Here is a 19,103-nt window from a genome sequence, read left to right on the forward strand (position 1 = left end):
TCTCGCCTAGCGGATCCTCACCCGGTAGCACACCTCTCCCATCTCCCCTGGCCCCACGGTGCCCACCAGAACCCTTACAAGGCCGCTTGCGATTTCCCCGGCGTCATCCCCGGTTTGTGCGGTGAGGTGCTGGGTGGCGCTTCCGTGGGTCCACTGGATGGCCTTGTTGCCGTAGTCGGCCACGGTGGTGAGGGCTTCGGTGAAGAAGGGGATGGGGTCGCTGAGGACGAAGTTGCTGACGGGCTGGGTTCCCAGGTTGCGGTAGGCGATGCAGTACTCCAGGACCTCGTTGGGTTTGCCCTGGGCGGTGGTGGCGAAGGGGGTGTTTTGGGAAATATTGCGCACCCGTTTTTCCAGGCGGACCTCACCTCCCACCACGTGAAGGGTATCCGTGAGGGTGTCGGGTTCCTGGACGCTGGGGTTTGCTGCCCAGGTGAGCCTGGCTTCCACCAGGGCGATGTCCATGGCTCCTGCGGGTTCCCCGGCGGGCACCAGGGCTCGGACCTCGAGGGCACAGGCCCTGAGGCCGCCATCGGCTTCCCGGGGCCAGGCGGTGCCCACGGTAAAGGTGTAGGGGAAGGAGGCCCAGTCTTCCCCTGGACCGAAGGAGCCGTTGCAGTCCAGATCCACCCGGACCTGGTAGGTGTAGCGGGGGCTTGGGGCGAGGGGGGAGAGGGTGACGGTGCCTAAGGTTCCTGGCCGGTACCAGTGGCTAAAGGTGTAGACGCCGGGGGAAGAGGTTTGGCCGGAGGCATCGGGATAGAAGCGGCTATCCCGCACCGAGCCGAAGTTGCGGACCCAGGTGTAGCCGGCAAGAAGAGGAGCGGGGCCTAGCTGGAGGGTGGCCCCTGGGGAGGTGGGGGTAGTGGCCTGGTTCCAGTCCGCCACCTGGGTGGGGGTGCTGCCGTCGTTCCAACCGGTGGCGGGGCGAAGGGGATGGAAGAGGGTCACCTGTCCCCAAGAGGCGGGGATGTAGAGGCGGTAGAAGCCATGGCCATCGGTGGGGGCGGTGCGGGTGTTGTTGCCATCCGTGGCGGTGACTGTAACCCCACCCACCCCTAGTTCCCCCCCATCCTGTAGGGCGTTGTTGGGATTGCCTCCCTGAAAGCCGTCATCCCAGAAGACCTGGCCCTGGACCACTCCCCCATGGAAAAGACCGAAATCCAGGCCTTGCAGGTGGCCAGTCACCCCTATTTGCCGCTCGCCATTCCCGGGGTTGATGAAGCGCCAACCCGAAGGAGCTTGGGGGGCGGTGCTACCCGGGGAGGTGGCCACCACCAGGGAGTAGCTTCCTGGGGGTACGCCTTGGAAGGAGAAGGCACCAGTGCCAGGGTTCACGGTTGCCGAGGCCACCACGCTACCCCCTTGCACCAGGTTCACGTAGAGTGTGGTTCCCGTGGACCAGTCCTCGCTTGGGCCTTTGAGGCCATCGGGCTCGAGGTCGTGGTAAAGGGATCCAGAAAGGGTATAGCCTTCCACGGTTAGGGTGGCAGTGGCCGGGTTTTGGTTCTCCCCCAGGTTTGTCTTTAGGGCTCCCTGGGGCAGGGTGTTGGTGTAACTGCCCGGGGTGCTGCCGGTCACCTGGACGGTTACCGTGCAGGCGCCACCCGCGGGGATTTGTGCGCCGCTAGAGAGGGTGATGCTGGTGCCGCCTGGGGTGGCGCTCACGCTGCCTCCTGGGCAGGTGGTGCTGGCAGAGGCCGGGCTGGCCACCACCAGCCCCGCAGGGAGGCTGTCCACCAGATTGGCGGTGAGGGTGGCAGGGGTGGGGTTGGGGTTGGCAAGGGTGATGGTAAGAAGGCTGGTGCTGCTTGGAGGGATAGAAGCTGGGGAAAAAACCTTGTTGAGGGTGGGAGGGTAGGGGATACTCACAGAGGCACTGACGGAAGCGGTTTTGCTGAAACTCGTGCCCAGGGTCAAGGAGTTGTAGGAAATCTGAGCCGTGTTGGTTATGGTCTGGCCGGCGGCCTGCGGCAACACCTGTACCCGGAAGCGCACCCTGGCTCCTTCCCCAGGGAGGATTACACCACCCTGAGAGGCATTGGCTCCGGAACCAAGCCGGAACCGTACGCAAGGGGAACCCCCATGTTCTGGACATGATGGGCTGTACTCGGCGATGTCGTCGCCACTCGCGTCAGTGAACGTGCCGGTGGGAGCGCTGGCGGCGTTTTGAACCACCTGGAGACTACCCGGCACGTACTGGGTACCCGGGGGAATGGGATCGGTAAGCACCACGTTGTTGGCCCCATCCGTACCCGTGTTCTGGAAACTGATTTCGAACTCCAGCTCATCTCCCACCACCACCTGGCCCCCATTTGGGTCATTGTAGCTTTTTTGGAAGGTGGTAACCAAGTCGGGGAGGTACAGGTTGATGGCGAAGGTGAGGACCTGGGGGAAGTAGGCGTCCTGAGTGGAGGTGAAACGCAGATCCACCGAGGTGGTTCCGTTGGGTAAGCCGTTGTACGGAACCACATCGGCATCAAGGGCAAAGGTGTTACGGTAGGATGGCGTGCGGTTGGTGTAATGTTGGCCTAAGCGGCTGATAGTGGAGTTAAAGAAGTTATTGGATGGATTAACGGCGTCAGAGAGATTGGACCAGGTGAGGCTGGCGGTGGGCTTGATCTGGAAGGAATCGCCGGTAATGCCTCCGTCTCCTTCCCAGGACACTGCACCTACCCGGGCTTCCACGGTGCCTACCAGTGGCGTGAGCAGCCCGGAAACCGTGATGGTTACGTTATTGGTACTGTTGACGCTGGCTAGCCCGTGGAAAACCTGGAGGCGGCGGAAGGGCTCAGCCGGATGCTGGTAGGCCACCACCAGACTCCAGCCAGCGTAGTAACCTAACCCATTATTGCCCGTGAGGCCAGTGATGTTGGCGACCCAGTATTCCCCAGATCCAGCGCTTTGCACCAGGGAGGTGACGTCCTTAAAGGCCGCATAGGGGCGACTAGTGGTGTCACCTTGGTTGGTTATGGTTGCAATCCAATCTGCGGTCACGGTTTGGTATGTTGGAGAACCAGGGGGCCTTATCCGGATTTGGGAGCGATTAGCGCTGTTGGGATCGGCCCGTGCGCCCCAATAGAGGCCAGCCCACAGAACCTGGGCTCCCGAGGGAAGGCTCAGGAAGCTACTGGAGGAGTTGGAGGTGGAGGAGTCGTTGTCAAAATCCACAAACGCCATTGGGCGATTGTTACTTAGGCTTTGATCATTAGGGTTGCAACCGTCGCTACATGTCATCAGCGTGTTGCCCACGATGAGAATGTCTCCGGTGGTTTCCACCCGGAAAGCCTCCTGGAAGGAACGCACCACTTGGGCTTGGGCTAGACCTAAAAAGGAAAGGATAGAGAGAACCAAACCAAGACGCACGTACCTCATCGGCTACCCCCAAAGAAATCCAGGCGCAGGTAGAGGCCTTCGGGTTGCAGGAGGGTTTCCCCGAAGCTGTACCCCAGGTTGAACCAGAGGCCATCCAGCACCCTCAGGCTTCCCTCCACGCTGTAAGCGAAGCGGCCCTGGCCCGTGCCGGGCTGGAACACGTAGTAGCCAGCCCCACCCAGGCCAAAGCGTTCCGTGAGGTAGAGGTTGGCTCCTAATCCGAACTGGTAGGTGTTGGCCAGGGGGTCCTGGGGCTTGATGCGGTAGGCAAGGCCAGGCCTGATTTGGAAGCCAGGCTGGTGGTAAGCGGAGATGAGTTCGCCTTCCAGGAGAGGCTCGTTCCCCAGGAGGATGCGGTGGTAGGTGAGGAGGTTCATCTGGGAGGCGAAGAGGGCGTAGGCCACGGTGAAGCGGCCCTCGGGCTTGGGCAGGACCTGGTAAAGACCGTCCACGGACAGGGTGTTTTCCTCGTCCAGGCTTCCCGCCGCACCGCCTTTGAATACCAGCTTGGTTTCCTGGCCCAGGGAAACCTCACCCCCTAGGGTGGCGGAGAGGGTTTCGGTTTTGTACCGGGCGGCGAGGCCAAAGGCGGCGGTGCCGGTGCCCGTGTTCAAGTTCCGCTCCATTCCGGCGGTGAGGTTGAGGCTTAGGGTGTCCGTGAGGGGCAAGGGTGCTTCCACACCGAAGCGAGCCCGGTTCCCCTCCCCGCTGGCGGTGGGAAGCTGGTAGGAAAGGGAGAGGTTGGCCCCAGCGAGCCTTTGCCGCAGGCCCAGGGTGCCGGACAGCCCCTCGCCCCACGGGTAGGCCAGCCCTGCCTCCAGGGAAAGGTTGGGGTCCAGGGGCAAGGTGGCTTCCAGCCGGCTTATGGCCTTGCTGAGCCCGAAGGCCTGGCTGTGGGTGAGGAGGACCTTGGCCCCAGCTTCCTCGTACCCCGCCCGCCCCAGGAAGGCCCAGGCCGCCTCATTCCACATGTAGCCGAGGCCGGCTCCCACGGTGAAGGGCTTGGGCCGGTACTCCAGGAGGAGGGCGGTCAAGTTACGGGCTGCGCCCGTGACCTGGGCGGGGGTGGTGTGCTCCAGGGCCACGCCCAGGGAGCCTTCCTCGTAGGCCAGCCGGGCCTGGCCCTGGAGGGCGGCGAGGCCCTGGGCGATATCCTCCGTGCGCAGGTCCCCCTGGAGGCGGAAGGCCCCCAGGCGGGCATCGGCCCCAAAGGCCAGGCGGAAGCGGCCCTCGGCGTAGCCGGCGCTGAGACCCAGGCGGTCCGACCCCTGGGCGTAGCCCGCTTCCAGGCCATACCGCCAGGAGCCCAGGTAGGCGGCGGAAACCCCGAAACGGAAGCCTCCTTCCTCATAGGTAGCACCCAGGCCGTAGGCCAGGAGATCCCGGGGGGCGCTCACCGGGGCGTATTCCGCCAGGAGGTACACGGGAGCCAGGCTCGGGGTGGTGGGGAAGAGGGGCCGGGAAAGCTGGATGTTCCCCAGATCGTCCACCACGTAGTCCTTGCCCTCCACCAGGCGGGTTTCCCGGGCCCCTTCCACCAGGATGAGGCTTACGGAGCCGGGCTTGGGAGGCTGGGAGAGACGGTAGTACGAGGTGCCGTCGGGGGTTATCCGTTCCTGTACCCGTGCCCAGGGCAGGAGGCCCAGGAAGCCTTCCAGGCGCGTGGCTCCCCGGGTGGCGAAGCGGAGGGCGGTGGCCTCGGGCAGGGCTGCTCCCAGGGGAGCCCGTTCGTAAGCGATGGAGAACTCCGCCTGGTCGTAGCGGAAGGCGATGGGGTCGTCGGAGGTGAGGGGACGCTTGGCCTCGGTGGCTGCCCCGGTGACGGGGAAGCGCTCCGGGGTCAGTTTCCCGGCAAGCCCGCCTGCGGTGTCCAGGGCCAGCTGGCCCTGGCCTCCCATCACCGGGCCCTCGGCATAGGCTCGGGCCAGGCTAAAAAGGCGGAGGTTTTCCAGGCTAAGCCCCTGGGATATCTCCTTTAAGGCCACCCCCACGCTTCCCTGGGCAAGCCAAAGCCCTTCCCTCCTTTCCCCGGGGAAGAAGCGCTCCTTGGCTTCTATGCGGTTGAACTCGGCCCGCACCGTGAACTCCCGGGGGGCGGATAGGGGCTTAAGGAGAAGCTCTGCCCGGCCATCCTTGAGGAGGATCTGGTAGCCGGAGATCTCCAGGAAGGCATCCGGGTTCAAGGGATCTAGATCGGTTTCCACCGTGATGGGGCCGAACCCGGAGGGAAGCCCGTTTTCGTCCAGGGCCTCCACCCTCACCCGGATGGGGGTGCGGCCATCCGCCTTTCCTTCCAGGAGGGAGAGCCTGAGCCTGACGGGGTTTCCCGTGCGAAAGACCTCCACCCGGTCCTGGGCCACGCCCTCCACCTCCAGGAGGTTCCTCCCCACGGCCAGGGGCACCCCGTAGTACTCCAGGCGCTGCCAGCCCTGGCCCTCGTCCAGCTCCGCCTTGCCCAGGCGATCCTGGCCCACCACCTGCCCGTTCACCTTGAGGGTGAGGGGGCCCAAGGGGGCTTCCAGGACCACGGTGATGGCATCCCGGTCCCGGAAAACCTGGCCGTCTTGGGGCTGGCGGATCACCCCGGACCGGGAGGTGGCCAGGGGTTTGGCCTTGCGGTACTCCTCCAGGGTTGCCCTACCCTCCAGGGCCACCTCCCTGCCCCCGGAGAGGAGGGTAAGGCCCGGCTTGCCCATGGGGGGCAGGGCCCTTTCGTGCTTCAGCAGGAAGCGCACCTCGCCCTTTTGGGCAAAGGGAAGCCTCCAGTATAGGGTCTGGGCCCCCTCTTGCTCGTAGACCAGGGGGTCTTCCAGGGGAAGCTCCTGGTGCCGGGCGCTACCCGGGATGTACTGGGCTCCCGGGGGAAGGGGGAAGGCCAGGAGGAGTCCCTCCCCCTGGGCGGCCTGCACCTGGTAGGGCAGGCGCACCTCGGAGATGCGCTCGGGGATCAATAGGGGTAGCCCGGCCAGGGTGGCCTCGGCGGGGAAGGCCACCGGGGAGTCCCCCAGGAAGGCGCTTGCCCGGTTGACCCAGACCCCGGCGGGCACCGCTTCCACGGGAAGCTCAAGGATGCGGGTTTCCCCGGCCTCGAGGGCAAGCTCCCTATCCAGGGCCTCCATGGGCAGGCCCTTGGGGAGGGTGTCCAGGAGGCGGATGCGCACAGCGTGGTCGGCGGGGTTGGTCACGGTGAGGAGAAAGGCAGCCTTGTTCCCCTCCAGCACCCGGGCGGGAAGGGCTTCCTTCTTCAAGGAGAGGAGGACACGGGCCACGGAAGCCTCCGCCGTGGGATTGCCCCGTGAGGTGTGCAGGGTGGCCCGGCAGGTGCCCTGGGCCTCCGGCCCGAAGCGCACCTTGGCCGTGTAGGTGTGCACCCTCTCCCCACCTGGGGGCAGGATTCCTTCAAACCGGGCCTCCCGGGGTTCCAGGAAGTCCGGGCAGGTGTCCTCCAGGATGTAGCGCATGGGAGCCTCGCCCAGGTTGCGCACCACCAGGCGGTGCCGTACCTCCTCCCCCGGCAGATAGCGCTGGAAAGGGAGCTCCCGGGCCAGGGCGGGCTTGGGCAGGAGGACCTCCACAGACGCCTCGGTCCGGGTCAGCACCTCCCCTTGCTGGGAAAGGAGTTCGGCCCGGTTCACCAAAAGGCCCTCCCCCGTGGCCCGGAAGGCTACCTCGTAGCTTTTGCCTGTTTGGGCCTCCAGGTAGATGCGCTCTTCCAGCTTCGGCCCCTCGAGGCCCGCCCCGCCAGGATCCCTCAGGATTACCCAGCCGGCCTCGTCCCCTCGGTTCACCACCGTGAGGCGGAAGCGGGCTTCCTCCCCCTGGGCCACCTTGGGGGTGAGGGCCTCCTTGTGCAGGGTGAAGGTGGCCTGCCGGAAGAACTCCACCTGCCCGGAAGCCTCGAGGCCATGGGGCTGGAGCCTTCCCTTAACCACGTAGGTGCCCTTGGGACCCTTGAGGTCCACCGTAAGCCGCAAGGGACGGTCCTTGCTGAGGGGGCCGGTGATGCGGGTGGGGGTCAGGGCCTCCAGGTCCTCGGGAAGCTCCAGGGAGAGTTCCCCGGGGAGGAGGCCAGGGTAGGAGGTGGTGGCTTCCAGGACCACCCGGGCTACCTCTCCTTCCCTCTGGCGCTGGGTCTCGGGGGTGAGGGTGAGGTTCACCTGGGGGAAGAGGCTAAAGACCACCTCCCGTTTCTCTCCCGGGGCAAGGGTGACCTGGCTGGGTCCTTCCACCTTGGCGCCTTCCACCCGAAGGGCGAGGGGATACGTCCCGGGTGCCAGGGTGAAAAGAGCCTCCCCTTCCACCCGTTTCGCCTCTCCCCTTACCTCCAGAAGACCTTCCCCGGGCCGTTCCCCCGTGAGCAGGGCGAGGAGGACCCGCACCCTGAGCTGGGCCGGGGGTATTTCCACCACATAGGTGGCCTCCCCTCCAGGGCAGCCGAAAAGGACCCGACCTCCCTCCAGGGTTTTCACCGCCCCTTGGGTGCGCACTTCCAGTAGACGGTAGCCCTGGGGCAGGGCCAGGGTAGCCAAACCTTCCGGGGTAAGGGTGGGCGTCAGGTCCAGGGGATTCCCCTCGGGATCCACCACCTTTACCTTCCTGGGGCCTGGGGGTACCAGGGAGAAGCCTCCCTCTTGCCTACGCAAACCTCTTTCCCCCCCGGGTAAGGCGGCCTCGGCTTGCAAACATCCGGGCACCTGGAAGGCCAGGGTGTTGGAGTACTGCCGGGCGGTGGGGGGCTGGGTGAAGAGGAAGCGGGTGAGGCCGGGGAGCCTGAGGGTGTAGGAACTCCATTCCCGGTCACCGGACACGGGGCGCTCCTCGAGGGTGCCGTTGGGCAGGACCACCCGGGAGCGGAGCTCTTCGGGGCCGTCCTCATCGTAAAAGCGCACGCTGAGGGGAAGGGCGTCCTCTGGCACCCTTAGGGCGAGAAGCTCCACAAAGGTTCCCTGCTGGCCGGGAAGCTGGCGGAGGGTGAGGCCTGCTCCATGGGGGGCCATGTCCACCACATAGGCCTGGGGATCCAAATAGACCTTGAAGCCCTCGGCCCGCAGCACGAAAGCGTTCTTGCCCAGGCCCTCAAACCGGGCCACCAGGCGGTAGACCTGGCCCGGGACCAGTTTCCCCAGGAAAAGCTCCACCTCCCGGTGGGGTTCCACTCCAAACTCCACCCGCCTGAGCAGGGTGCCTTCCCGGTGGAGCTCGTAGGTGGCCTTGACCTTCCCCTGGCCCCGGTCGTAGCGTTCATCCCCAAGTTCCTCCTTGCCCTTAAGGGCGCTTCGGTAGTCCTCGGGGTCAAACCCCGGGGAGAAAAGGGCGATCCGCCCTTCCTCGGCCACGGGAACCAGCCAGACCTCGAGGCGGTCCAGCTCCCATTCCAGCCCCGTGCCCACCAAGGTGGCCTTAAGCTCCACTTGGGGAAGATTTCTTTGGGCCTTGGCCCATGGGAAAAGGGCCAGGGCCCAAAGGACCATGCCCAGGAGCAGTTTCCAGGTGCCTCCTCGCCTCGTCATGGGTACCTCCACCGCACCTCAGGGTCGGTCAGCACGGCCTTTTCCAGCTCGTATACCAGGACCTCTTCCCCTTTAAACTCCGCAAACGAAAAGGTTTTGGCCCCTCCATCGGGCAAAGGATCGGTGAGGGTGAGTTCGGGGAGGGGCTCGGGGCTTTTGAGGCGGAGTTCCACAAAAAGCCGGTCCCCCACCTGCACGATTCTCTTCTCCACCGAGAAGGGGCCCAGGCGCAAGGTGGTGTTCCGGAAAACCTGGACTGAGCCCCTGGGAGGCCTTAAGGGGAAGTCCACCACGGTGAGGCCCTGGACCACGGCGCGCTTGCGGTACCCCTCCCCGAGGTTTTCCGGCATGGGAAGCGGGGGGAAGGGAGCCGAGGCGGGATCCAGCATCACTTGATGGAGGCCCTCGAGGTCCCGGAAAGCGTACCGGCCAGCGCTATCCGTGAGGGCCTGCACGCCGTTGGAAAGGAGGATTCTTGCCCCTGGAAGCGGAAGGTCCTGGGGTCCAAAGGTGCCGTCCCCATCCATATCCAGGAAGACCCGGCCCAGGAGCATCCCCCCCAGGGCGAAGGGCCCGGGCTTTAGGAGAGTCAGGGCCTGGGCTTTGCCGCTGGCGGTGGCCGCCCCGTTTCCGCTCACCCCCAGGGCCTGGGCGGTGTTGACCAGTTCCTTAGGTGCTCCAGGAAGAAGGCGGAGCTTATAGGTCAGGCAGAGCTTGCCCTTGCCGGGTAAGGAGAGGTTTTCCCACACAAGGCTTCCGTTCTCCCGCCGGGGCTCGAGGGCTTCCCCACCTCCCTGGCATTCGGGGAAGAAGAGGGCGGTGCCGGGCTCGTAGCGGGTTCCCGGGGGTGGCGTGTCGGTGATGCGTACGGTAAGGCTTGCGGACGAGGGATTTTCCAGGGTGAGGCGGTAGGTGAGAAGATCGCCCACCACGGCTTCCTTCGGACTCACTTCCTTGCGAAGAAGAAGGTTCACACTAAAGACCGGATGGGTTACCGGGTTGGAGGTGAGGGGATTGGGGGTTTCCTGGGACCTAAGCAGGAAGGTGTTTGCCACCAGGCTATCGTCGGGAGTGTTGGCCCGCACCCGCACCTTCAGGATAAGGAGGGTTTCTCCCTGAGGAAGGGAAGCAAAGGTCCATACCACCTTGTGGGCTTGGGCCTCGTACACTCCTCCATGAGAGGCGGAAACGAACTCCACATGGGGGCTTAAAGCATCCTCCACCGCCACCTGGGAAAGAGAAGCGAAGGCGTTTTGAATGCGCAGGGTGTAGGTGATCACATCCCCAGGTTTCAAGGTAGTGCCTGGAGCGGGATCCGCTTCCTTCACAAGACCCAGGGCGTTGGCCGGGAGGAGATGCAAGAGGTCCACCGTGGTGTTCCTGGCTCCGGTAGCCTGGGAGAGGGCTACCACCCGGGCTTGGAAGGTACCCGCTTCCTGGGGAAGGTAGCAAACCCTGAAGTCCATCTGCTCCCCAGGTCCCAGGACCAGGGGTGGGGTCAGGGGGCTACGGTCCATTCCCGTAAACCAGTAGCCTAGGCCTTCAGGGAGGCCCTCCACGCGGAGGTCGTAGGCATCCTGCACCGTGCCCGCATTTTCCAGGGTATGGGCAAAGCAAAAGGGTTGGCCTGCCAGACCCTGGGCTTCTTGCCGGTCGTTCGTGGAGCCCTCTCCACCGGGAAGGGCCCTGGGGTTACCCAGGGGGCCCAGGTGGTGCTGGTAGATGGGGAGGATCTCTAGGGCAGCCCTTCCCTCCGCCGGACCTCCTGGGCCTTCCGCCCGGGCCAGGTTTTCCACCTGGCCCGGTGGAGTGCCCGGGGGTACCTTCAGGCGGAAGGTGAGGGTGGCTTCCTCTCCCACCAAGAGCCGGTCCAGCACCAGGCGGACTCCCTTCACCACCTGGGGCTCAGTTTGCTGCCAGGTGGTGCCGTCGTAATACTCCACCCGGCCCTTAGGAGCCTGGGCGCTGCCGGGAACAAAGGGAAGGGGGAGGGGCTGGTCCAGCAGGGTTACCGTGTGGGCCGTGGCGGTTCCCAGGTTACGCACCTGGAGCAGGACCGGGATCTCCTCTCCCGGAAGGGCGCTTGGGGGCATCTGCTTTTCCACGGAAAGGGCTGGTCCCGTGGTGACGGTAATCCGGGCGTAGTTCTCGGCATCTTCCTGGCCGTTTGGGCAGCGGGCCACCGGGGTCAGAAGCAGGCTTCCCGTGGCGGAGGCGGGTGCCCTTATGCCCACCACCAGGCGGAGGATCTCGCCCATGGCCAGGGTGGCTTGGGTGAGAGGAGTGGAGTTATCGGGAAGCCCATCGGCGTTTTGGTCGGGGAAAATGGCCATCTCCGCCGGGTCCCAATCGCGGGGGCCCGGGACAAGGGAAAGGGAGAAGGTGAAGGCGTCATTCCCGGCGTTGGTCAAGACGTAGGGCAGATAGGCGTAGCCGCCAGGGCTTATACCGGCTTCCTGGCCTGGGGTAGTGGGGGTGCCGTTGGGGGTGAGGGAGGGAAGGCAAAGGGGCCGGACCACGGTTTCCACCACGTTGGAGAGGTAACGTTCGTTGCCCACCAGGGCCGTGGCCTGGTTGCGGATTACCGTGCCCGCCGGGGTCATGGCGAAGGCAAAGGTGAAAAAACCAACGATAACCCCGAGGATCGGGGTTATTGTGATTAGCCTTTTCACCTTTTCCCTCATCCTTGCCTTCACCTCCCTTATCCTCAGGCCCCGGTGTGAAAATCCTTCTAAAAGCCTCGTTTGAAAGCGCTTCTTCTGTTTTTGGCTTCCCCCCTTAGGGGGCCCCGCCCCGGGAAGCCCCGGGGCGGGGGAAGAGGGTTTACTGCACCTGCACCCGGAAGGTGATGATGATTCTGGCACCGGGTGGCATGATGTCGGCGCTGGTGATGGTGTTGTCCGAGTCCGTGTCCACTGCCACGTAGATGCTTCCGCCTGCGGGCAAGGAGGTGGGAGCCGTGGTGCTCCAGGTGGTGCCGTTCGTGGAGTAGAGCACCTGGGCGCCCGTGGGGAAGCCGATAATGGTGGCGGAGACGCTCACGAAGTTGGTGTAGGCGGGCAAGGGGTCGGTGACGATGACCTGGGTCAGGTTGCCGGTGCCGATGTTGGTGGCGGTGACGTTGTAGGTGAGCGTCTCGCCCGGGTAAGCGGTGGTCTTATCCACCTCCTTCTCCAGCCGGAGCTCCCCGCCCACGATGGTGGTGGTCTCCGTGGCGGTGTCCGTGGCAGTGGTGCTACCCACCTGGCAGGTGGCGGTGACGGTGTTCACATCCACTCGGCCGATGGGCTGACCCGCCGGCACGGTCACCCGCACGTAGATGGTGACGGTTCCGCCGTTAGCAGGAACAGAGATGCCGGGCGGGTTGGGCAGGTTGTTGGACCAGGTGGTGCCGTCCGTGGAGTACTGGTAGGTCCAGCCGAAAGAGCCTCCGTTGCCGGAGATGGAGCACGTGGCCGGGGCGTTAGAGTTGTTGAGGAGGGTGTGGGTGTACTGGATGGTGCCGGGGCTGGTCACGGTGCCGTTCCGGTCGGGGTCAAGGAGAACCTGGGCCACCACGTTGACCGTGACAGTGGTGGAAACCGTGTCTTGGACGCTGGAGTTGGTGGTGCTGGTGGCGGTGAAGGTCACGTTGTTGCTACCCGGAGCCGTCCCTTCTGGCACGCTCACCGCCGCCACGAAGCACACCGTCTGGCCGGGGTTGACCGGGCCCACGTTGGTGACGGGGGCACCATCAGGGGTGCCATCGCAGTTGGTGTCGGGGTAGAAGACCACACTCCAGCCCGTGGGCACTGTGCCGCTCAGGTTGTAGGTGTCGGTGTTCTGGCCGGTGTTGGTGAGCTCCAGGGGGAAGTAGACGGTCTGGCCGGGGTTGGCGGTCTGGCCAGTGGGGTTGTCGTTGGAAGGATCGCTATCGTTAGAAGCCCCTTGCCGTGCCAGGTCTACCGCATACCCCAAGGTCACCTGGCTCACGGTGTCTGTGGTGGTGTCGGATTGGGATGGATCGCCCTGGCTGGTGGCGGTCACGGTGATGTTAACCGCGGTGCTGCTGGTGTAGTTGGCGGGGATGGAGCACCTGAGGGCGAAGTTGAAGTCGCTGCCGCTGGCGAGAGGTCCCACAGGCCCGGAAATAGGTGTGGTGAGGTCATCGGCCACCAGCTGGCAGGTCCAGCCCGAAGGTTGTCCGGAGAAGGAGAGGGAGAAGCTATCGGTGGTGTTGCCGGTGTTCCGCAAGGTGTGCCGGAAGATGACGGTGGTGCCGCTATAGGCGGAAGCAATGGTCTGCTGGTCCCCACTGCGGCTGACCGTGTAGCCTCCGGCAGGGTAGGAGCCTGTGGCGGAACCCAAGGGGAACTGGTAGGGACCCACCTTGACGCTGTATTGGGCGGCCACGGTGTTGGTGGTGGAGTTGGTGCTTACGGTTTCGCCGGGGTCGTTGGCATCGTTATCGTTATCGGCGTCAAACTTCACCGTGGCGGTGTTGGTGTAGGAGGTGCCAGCAGGAGCGTTGCTGGGCACCGTGGCCTGGAAGGAGAAGGTGTACCCGGCTCCCTGAGGGAAGAAGGCACCCGTACCCTCAATCAGCATGCCGATCTTCTTGGTGCCGTTGCCGGTGATGGGAAGCATGCTGGAATCAAGGGTCACCCAGCTGGTGCCGTTGTAGTAAATGTAGCGGATGCTTCCGGCCCCCGCGGAGCCCGTGGGCATCTGGGTCACGGTGAGGCCCGAGGGAATGGTGTCCTCAATCAGGATGCCCGTCTTGGAGGTGCCGTCCACGGTGACCGGGATCCCGTAGGCGGCGCTACCGCCCGTATTGCTGCCGGAGATGGTGTAGGTGATGGTGTTGCCGGGCTGGACGTTTCCGGAGGGGTTTGCCGCCTTGAAGGCGGTCAGGGCCGCCTGGGTGGTGGCCACCGCCCGGGCCCAGTTGTTGTTGTCGGTGACAGTGTTATTGCCCTGGGAAGTGCCCGCCAGGTTCAGGTTGCCGTAGTGGCCGTTCTGGGCGGTGCTGGGCACCGTGGCGGCCACGATCACGCAGGCCGAGGTGTCCGCGGCCAGGGTGACGCTGGTTACCTGAGGCTCGCCGGCGTCCACGTTGCCGTTGCAGTTGGTGTCCCGATAGATGAGGATGTTGGTGAGATCAAAGTTATCGCCGGTATCCTGGGCGGTGCTCAGATTGATGGTGTCGATGCCGTTACCGGTGTTGGTGACCGTGTACTGGAAGAGCACCTGCCCGCCGGGAACAGCGTTGCGGATCTGGCCAGGGGCACTTGTCGTACCATCCGGCGTGATGGTGAAGCTGTAGACCTGCTGGACGATGGTGGTGACCAGGTTGGACGTGGTGGTCCTGGGTTGGCCAGCCGAGTCAATGTAGCTGGCGCTGGCCTGGTTCTGGATGGCGGTGCCCGCTGGGGTACCCGCAGCCAAGGCCAGCCCAAGGACCAGGGCCAGGACCAGGGCTATAAGTTTTGTTCCGATTCCCTTCATGCTTTACCTCCTTTACCTAACTACCGTTCGCAAGGACACTTGAACCTTAGCTCCCTTGGGTACCTCAGGGACTACCCACCTTGCATGGGTGTACTCCTCTGGCTTCACTTCCACTTCCTTCTCTACCTCCTTTCCGTTTTCCACCACCCGGACCTTTTTCTTGAGCGGGGGAAAGCTGAAGCTCTTTCCCCCGTCAAAGCTGAACTCCGGGCGGATGGTGACTCCGTTAAGGGTGAGGGGCTTGGCGCTACCCTCCAGGTAATGGGTTTCCTTGGGAATGGGAATCACCAAGGCCACCTGGCGCAAGGGGCCCTGGGAGCGGTTTTCCGCCACCAGGCGCCACTCCAGGATGTCCCCGGGCTTGACCCCCAGGGGATTTTCCTCAAAGGTTTCCTTGCCCTCCACCACCTTGACCAGGTAGGGCTTAAGGTCCAGGGTCAGGGCCTGGGCCAGGGCTACGGCTAGGGCCAAGAAGATAAGGCTGGCTAGAGTTATGAGGAACCGATGCTTTGCGTACATCTCTACCTCCCGCAGGCCAAGGTATGAGGCCCTTGTCAAAAAGTTGTGAAAGATCGAGCGATCACTTAGGCGGACTGGGCTTCATATGCGAAAACGCTTAAATCAGCGGGTAATAGACGCTAATCTTTCCTTTTGGGTAAAAGCCTTGCCGCTGGCGAAATGGTCTTCTATCTTGACAAGCTCCCTTTAAGGCTCCTAAATGGGGGGCGATGCCAAGGGCAAGGACCGCAGGTTCCTCGAGGGCAAAGGGCGCGCCGGCTGCAAGTGATTCCGTGCGAGGTTTAGAGGCGCGAACCCTGGTGGTGGTGGAATCCCCCGCCAAGGCCAGGAGCATCCAAAAGATGCTGGGGCCCGGCTATGAGGTGCGGGCGAGTTTAGGGCACGTGGCCGACCTGCCGGAACGGGAGCTCGGGGTGGATGTGGAGCGGGACTTCGCCCCCACTTACGAGGTGAAAAAGGACAAGAAGCCCGTGATGGAGGCGTTGAAGCGGGCTGCAAAGGGCAAGCGCCTTCTCATCGCCACCGACCCCGACCGGGAGGGGGAGGCCATCGGCTGGCATGTGGCGAGGCTTCTGGGCCGCGATCCCAGGGAGCCCCTAAGGGTGGAGTTCCACGAGATCACGCCCAGGGTGGTGCGGCAGGCGGTGCAGAACCCTAGGCCCATAGACCAGAACCTGGTGGATGCCCAGCAGGCCCGGAGGGTCCTGGATCGTCTGGTGGGCTATAACCTTTCTCCTCTTCTTTCCCTGGAGTTCCGCAAGCGGGCCCTCTCCGCGGGAAGGGTCCAGAGCGTGGCCCTGCGGCTTTTGGTGGAGCGGGAGGAGGAGATCGAGGCCTTCCGCCCGGAGGAGTACTGGACCCTGGAGGGGGTTTTCACCCTGGGCCAGGACCGAACCCTTCCCGCAAGCTTCTATGAGGTGGAGGGTAAGCGGCTTTGGACCGGCCAGGGGGAGAAGGAGGGGAAGCTCCACCTGGCGAATGAGGCCCAGGCCAAGGCCTTGGCCGAGGAGGTCAAGGGGCGGTCCTACCGCGTGGTCCAGGTGGAAACCAAGGAGCGCCGCAAATCCCCCCCGCCTCCTTTCACCACCTCCACCCTGCAGCAGGCGGCCAGCAGCCGCCTGGGCTACACCGCAAGCCGCACCATGCGCATCGCCCAGCGCCTCTACGAGGGCGTGGACCTTCCCGAGGGGACGGTGGGCCTCATCACCTACATGCGCACCGACTCGGTGCGGGTTTCCCCGGAGGCCTTACAAGCGGCCCGGGAGGTTATTCAAAGGATCTTTGGCCTCGAGTACCTGCCGGAAGGCCCCAGGGTTTACCGGAACCGCAAGGAGGGGGTGCAGGACGCCCACGAGGCCATCCGCCCCACCGACGTGCGGCGCACTCCCGATAGCGTGAGGAAGTACCTTTCCGACGAGGAGTATCGCCTTTACGACCTCATCTGGCGGCGTTTCGTCGCCAGCCAGATGCGGGATGCCCTCTACGACCAGACGGTAGTGCTTCTCAAAGATGAGGGGGAGAAGCCCCGTTTCACCTTCCGCGCCTCGGGCTCGGTCCTTAAGTTTGAGGGGTACCTGAAGGCCTGGGGCCGGGGGGATGAAGGGGGGGTGGCGCAGGCGGTAAATGAGGGCCAAGAGGCGGAGGCGGAACCTCCCTTGCCCCCGGTGGCGGAGGGCACAGGGGCGGAGCTTTTGGAGGTCAAGGCCCAGCAGCACTTTACCGAGCCCCCGCCCCGGTACACGGACGCCACCCTGGTGAAGACCATGGAGGAGCTTGGCATCGGGCGTCCCTCCACTTATGCTCCCACCCTGGAAACCCTGGAAAAGCGGGGGTACATGGTGCGCAAGGGGCGCACCCTGCTGCCCACCCCCCTGGGCCGCCAGGTGACCCACTACCTCAAGGAGCGCTTCCCTCAGGTGGTGGCCTATGAGTTCACCGCCCGCATGGAGGACCGCCTGGACCAGGTGGAGGAGGGGAAAGCCCCCTGGCCCAAGGTGGTGTGGGAGTTCTACGAGCCCTTTCTGGGGGAGCTTTCCCAGGTGCCCAAGAAGACCTGTCCCCGGTGCGGGAGGCCTTTGGAGCTGAAGGTAAGCCGGTTCGGCCAGTTTCTGGGGTGCACGGGCTACCCGGAGTGCACCTACACCGAGCCCTTGGAAAGGAAAAAGGAGGCCGAGCCCATCGGGGAAGTCTGCCCCAAGTGCGGAAGACCCCTGGTGCGCAAGGAGGGCCGGTATGGCAGCTTCATCGCCTGCTCCGGCTACCCCGAGTGCGATTACACCCGGGACGATGGCGAGCCCACCGGGCATGCTTGCCCTAAGTGTGGAAGCCAGGTCCTCGAGAAGCGAAGCCGCCGGGGTAAGCCCTACTACAAGTGCGAGAACAACGCCTGCGATTTCCTTTCCTTCTATCCCCTTCTGGACCAGACCTGCCCCTCCTGCGGCTGGCCCTTGGTGAAGAAGGGGGAAGGAGCCTGCATGAACCCTGCCTGCCCGGTTCACGACCCCAAGCTGGTTCCTCCTCCCAAAGCTTCCAGCCGGGCTGCCTCCTCGTCAGGGGATTCGGCTTCCAGGGGCAGGAGGTCATCCCGCCGCAAGGCCGCTAGGGCAGGAGAAAGCCGCACTGGGGCGAAGGCCAAGGCGAAGGTTCAGGAAGCTTCCTCACCCAAACCGCCCAAGGACTGGGAGGAGCTGAAACCCTTCCTTGGGGAACTCACCCCGGAAGAGCGCCAGGTGGTGGAGGCCTTGGCCCTTGGGGAAGTCCTTTCCCCGGAAGCGGCCAGGCTGGCCCAGCGGGCCATCTTCAAGCTACGCATGAAGAAGGGCCGCGCCAGGAAGGAGGCGGTTACCTGATGGAAAGCTTCAAGCTCCACCTCCTGCGCCTGGCCCGGGAGGGGAGGGTGGAGGTGCCCGGCGTGCCGGTGCGGGGTTATACCCTGGTGGGGGAAGAAGAACGCCAGGATATGGCCTTTTACCTGGTTCTGGAGGGGGAGTTGGTCATTGACCTGCCCCAAGGCCAGTACCTGCACCTAAAAAGGGGGGAGGCCGCCCGGGTTACGGAGCCCCACCGCCTTGTGCCGGTGGAGCGGGTGGTGCTTCTGGAGGTGGGGTAGGCCCTACCAGGTACACGGCACCCCAGGGCCTGTACACGCTCACCACTTTGTTCTCCAGCACCCGGCCGTCCCGGTAGCGCACGGTGCGCCTCACCTCCACCCGGGCACCTTCCGCGGCGAAGTCCACCTGTTTGCGCACGCCAGGGGGCAAGGAGGGGTCCGGGATCTCCCGGGGGGGTAAGGGAGGCTTCCTATCGGAGATGAAGGGGCCTTCCCAGCGCACCTCCCGGTCCTTGGTGCCGAAGAGGTGAAAGCGGAGCCGGGTGCCCACCACGGAGCGCTGCACCAGGATGTGCCCCGGGGTGTCGTTCACCGCCTTGAGGTCCTTGTAGGGCTGGATCACCGCGGCGTCCAGGCCCGTGGGCTTGTAGTAGGCCACTTGGTAACTGTGGGCGTGGCGCTCCTTTATGGGTAGCCCGGCCAGGAAAAACGCCCGGAACAAGGTGGTGGAAACCTGGCAGACCCCGCCCCCCACCCCCTGCTCCGTGCGGTCCCCCACGATGACGAAGGCTTCCTTGTATCCTTCTTCCTCGGTGATGGGCCCCAGGGCCTGATTGAAGGAGAAGGTGCCCGGGGGGATCAAGAGGCCGTCCAGCTTGCTGGAGGCAAGGAGCAGGTTGTGGGCACGCTCCCGGCTGGAACCCCGGAAGTCCGTTTCCCCGGTGGCCAGGTGCTCCCGGATTCCCAGGGCGTAGAGGTCCTTGAGGCTTGGGGTGGGCGGGAGGTAGCGCACGGGCAGGCGGAAGCTTTTGCGCCCGTTGGCCAGAGCCTCGCGATAGGCGGCCAGAACCTCGGCCTCGTCAAAGGCGAGCCCTTTTTTCTCCACCCCCCGCCAGCGCCCATCCTGCAGGATGAAGCGGGGCCTTTTGGGTTCACGGGCCAGCTTTTTGATGAGGACTCTCAGCTCCTTCTCCGTGGCCACAGGATAGGGTTGGCTACCTACATAGCTGAGAATCTGACCATCTTCAATGACGTCCTCTTCCAGGACCAGGATGGCGGTGATAGGGGAGGAATCAGGGGTGGTGCTACCCTGGGCCAGGGCAAGGCCCAGGGCCAGCGTCCAGGCGAATCGCCGAAGCATGGGGGCAATCTATCACGTGTTC

General features: G+C 64.5%; 8 protein-coding genes. 2 read left to right on the plus strand and 6 right to left on the minus strand.

Features of this window, described 5'->3' with window-relative positions; translation table 11 throughout:
- Window positions 1-6: 6 nt before the first annotated feature.
- The 5 genes from AC27GT_RS07370 to AC27GT_RS07390 form a co-directional block, all read right to left on the minus strand.
- Window positions 7-2,910 (minus strand): DUF7933 domain-containing protein, encoded by a 2,904-nt coding sequence (locus AC27GT_RS07370; protein WP_487223844.1) that lies wholly within the window; start codon window positions 2,908-2,910, stop codon window positions 7-9.
- A 461-nt stretch (window positions 2,911-3,371) separates the two neighbouring features.
- Window positions 3,372-8,885, minus strand: a complete 5,514-nt coding sequence (locus AC27GT_RS07375) for a hypothetical protein (RefSeq protein ID WP_487223845.1) — start codon at window positions 8,883-8,885, stop codon at window positions 3,372-3,374.
- Complete coding sequence (locus tag AC27GT_RS07380) at window positions 8,882-11,557, minus strand: DUF7927 domain-containing protein (RefSeq protein ID WP_487223846.1); 2,676 nt, start codon at window positions 11,555-11,557, stop codon at window positions 8,882-8,884. The genes AC27GT_RS07375 and AC27GT_RS07380 overlap by 4 nt, the downstream gene beginning before the upstream one ends.
- Before the next feature lie 151 nt (window positions 11,558-11,708).
- The gene (locus AC27GT_RS07385) at window positions 11,709-14,372 is read right to left on the minus strand and encodes an NEW3 domain-containing protein (protein ID WP_487223847.1); all 2,664 of its coding nucleotides are present in this window, start codon (window positions 14,370-14,372) and stop codon (window positions 11,709-11,711) included.
- A gap of 12 nt (window positions 14,373-14,384) precedes the next feature.
- Window positions 14,385-14,891 carry a hypothetical protein gene (locus AC27GT_RS07390; RefSeq protein WP_487223848.1) on the minus strand — a complete coding sequence of 169 codons (507 nt, stop codon included), beginning with the start codon at window positions 14,889-14,891 and terminating at the stop codon, window positions 14,385-14,387.
- A 299-nt stretch (window positions 14,892-15,190) separates the two neighbouring features.
- Here AC27GT_RS07390 and topA point away from each other — a divergent pair, with 299 nt between their 5' ends.
- Together topA and AC27GT_RS07400 are read left to right on the plus strand one after the other, a co-directional pair.
- Complete coding sequence (gene topA / locus AC27GT_RS07395; protein WP_487223938.1) at window positions 15,191-17,740, plus strand: type I DNA topoisomerase; 2,550 nt, start codon at window positions 15,191-15,193, stop codon at window positions 17,738-17,740.
- Window positions 17,740-18,000: a hypothetical protein gene (locus AC27GT_RS07400; RefSeq protein WP_487223849.1), complete on the plus strand. Its 261-nt coding sequence runs from the start codon at window positions 17,740-17,742 to the stop codon at window positions 17,998-18,000. The genes topA and AC27GT_RS07400 overlap by 1 nt, the downstream gene beginning before the upstream one ends.
- On the opposite strand, the gene AC27GT_RS07405 is transcribed toward AC27GT_RS07400, so the two are convergent.
- Window positions 17,942-19,081 carry a VanW family protein gene (locus AC27GT_RS07405; RefSeq protein ID WP_487223850.1) on the minus strand — a complete coding sequence of 380 codons (1,140 nt, stop codon included), beginning with the start codon at window positions 19,079-19,081 and terminating at the stop codon, window positions 17,942-17,944. The two genes, AC27GT_RS07400 and AC27GT_RS07405, sit on opposite strands and share 59 nt — an antisense overlap.
- Window positions 19,082-19,103: the final 22 nt, after the last annotated feature.

The organism is Thermus sp. KWY1 (assembly GCF_057547025.1).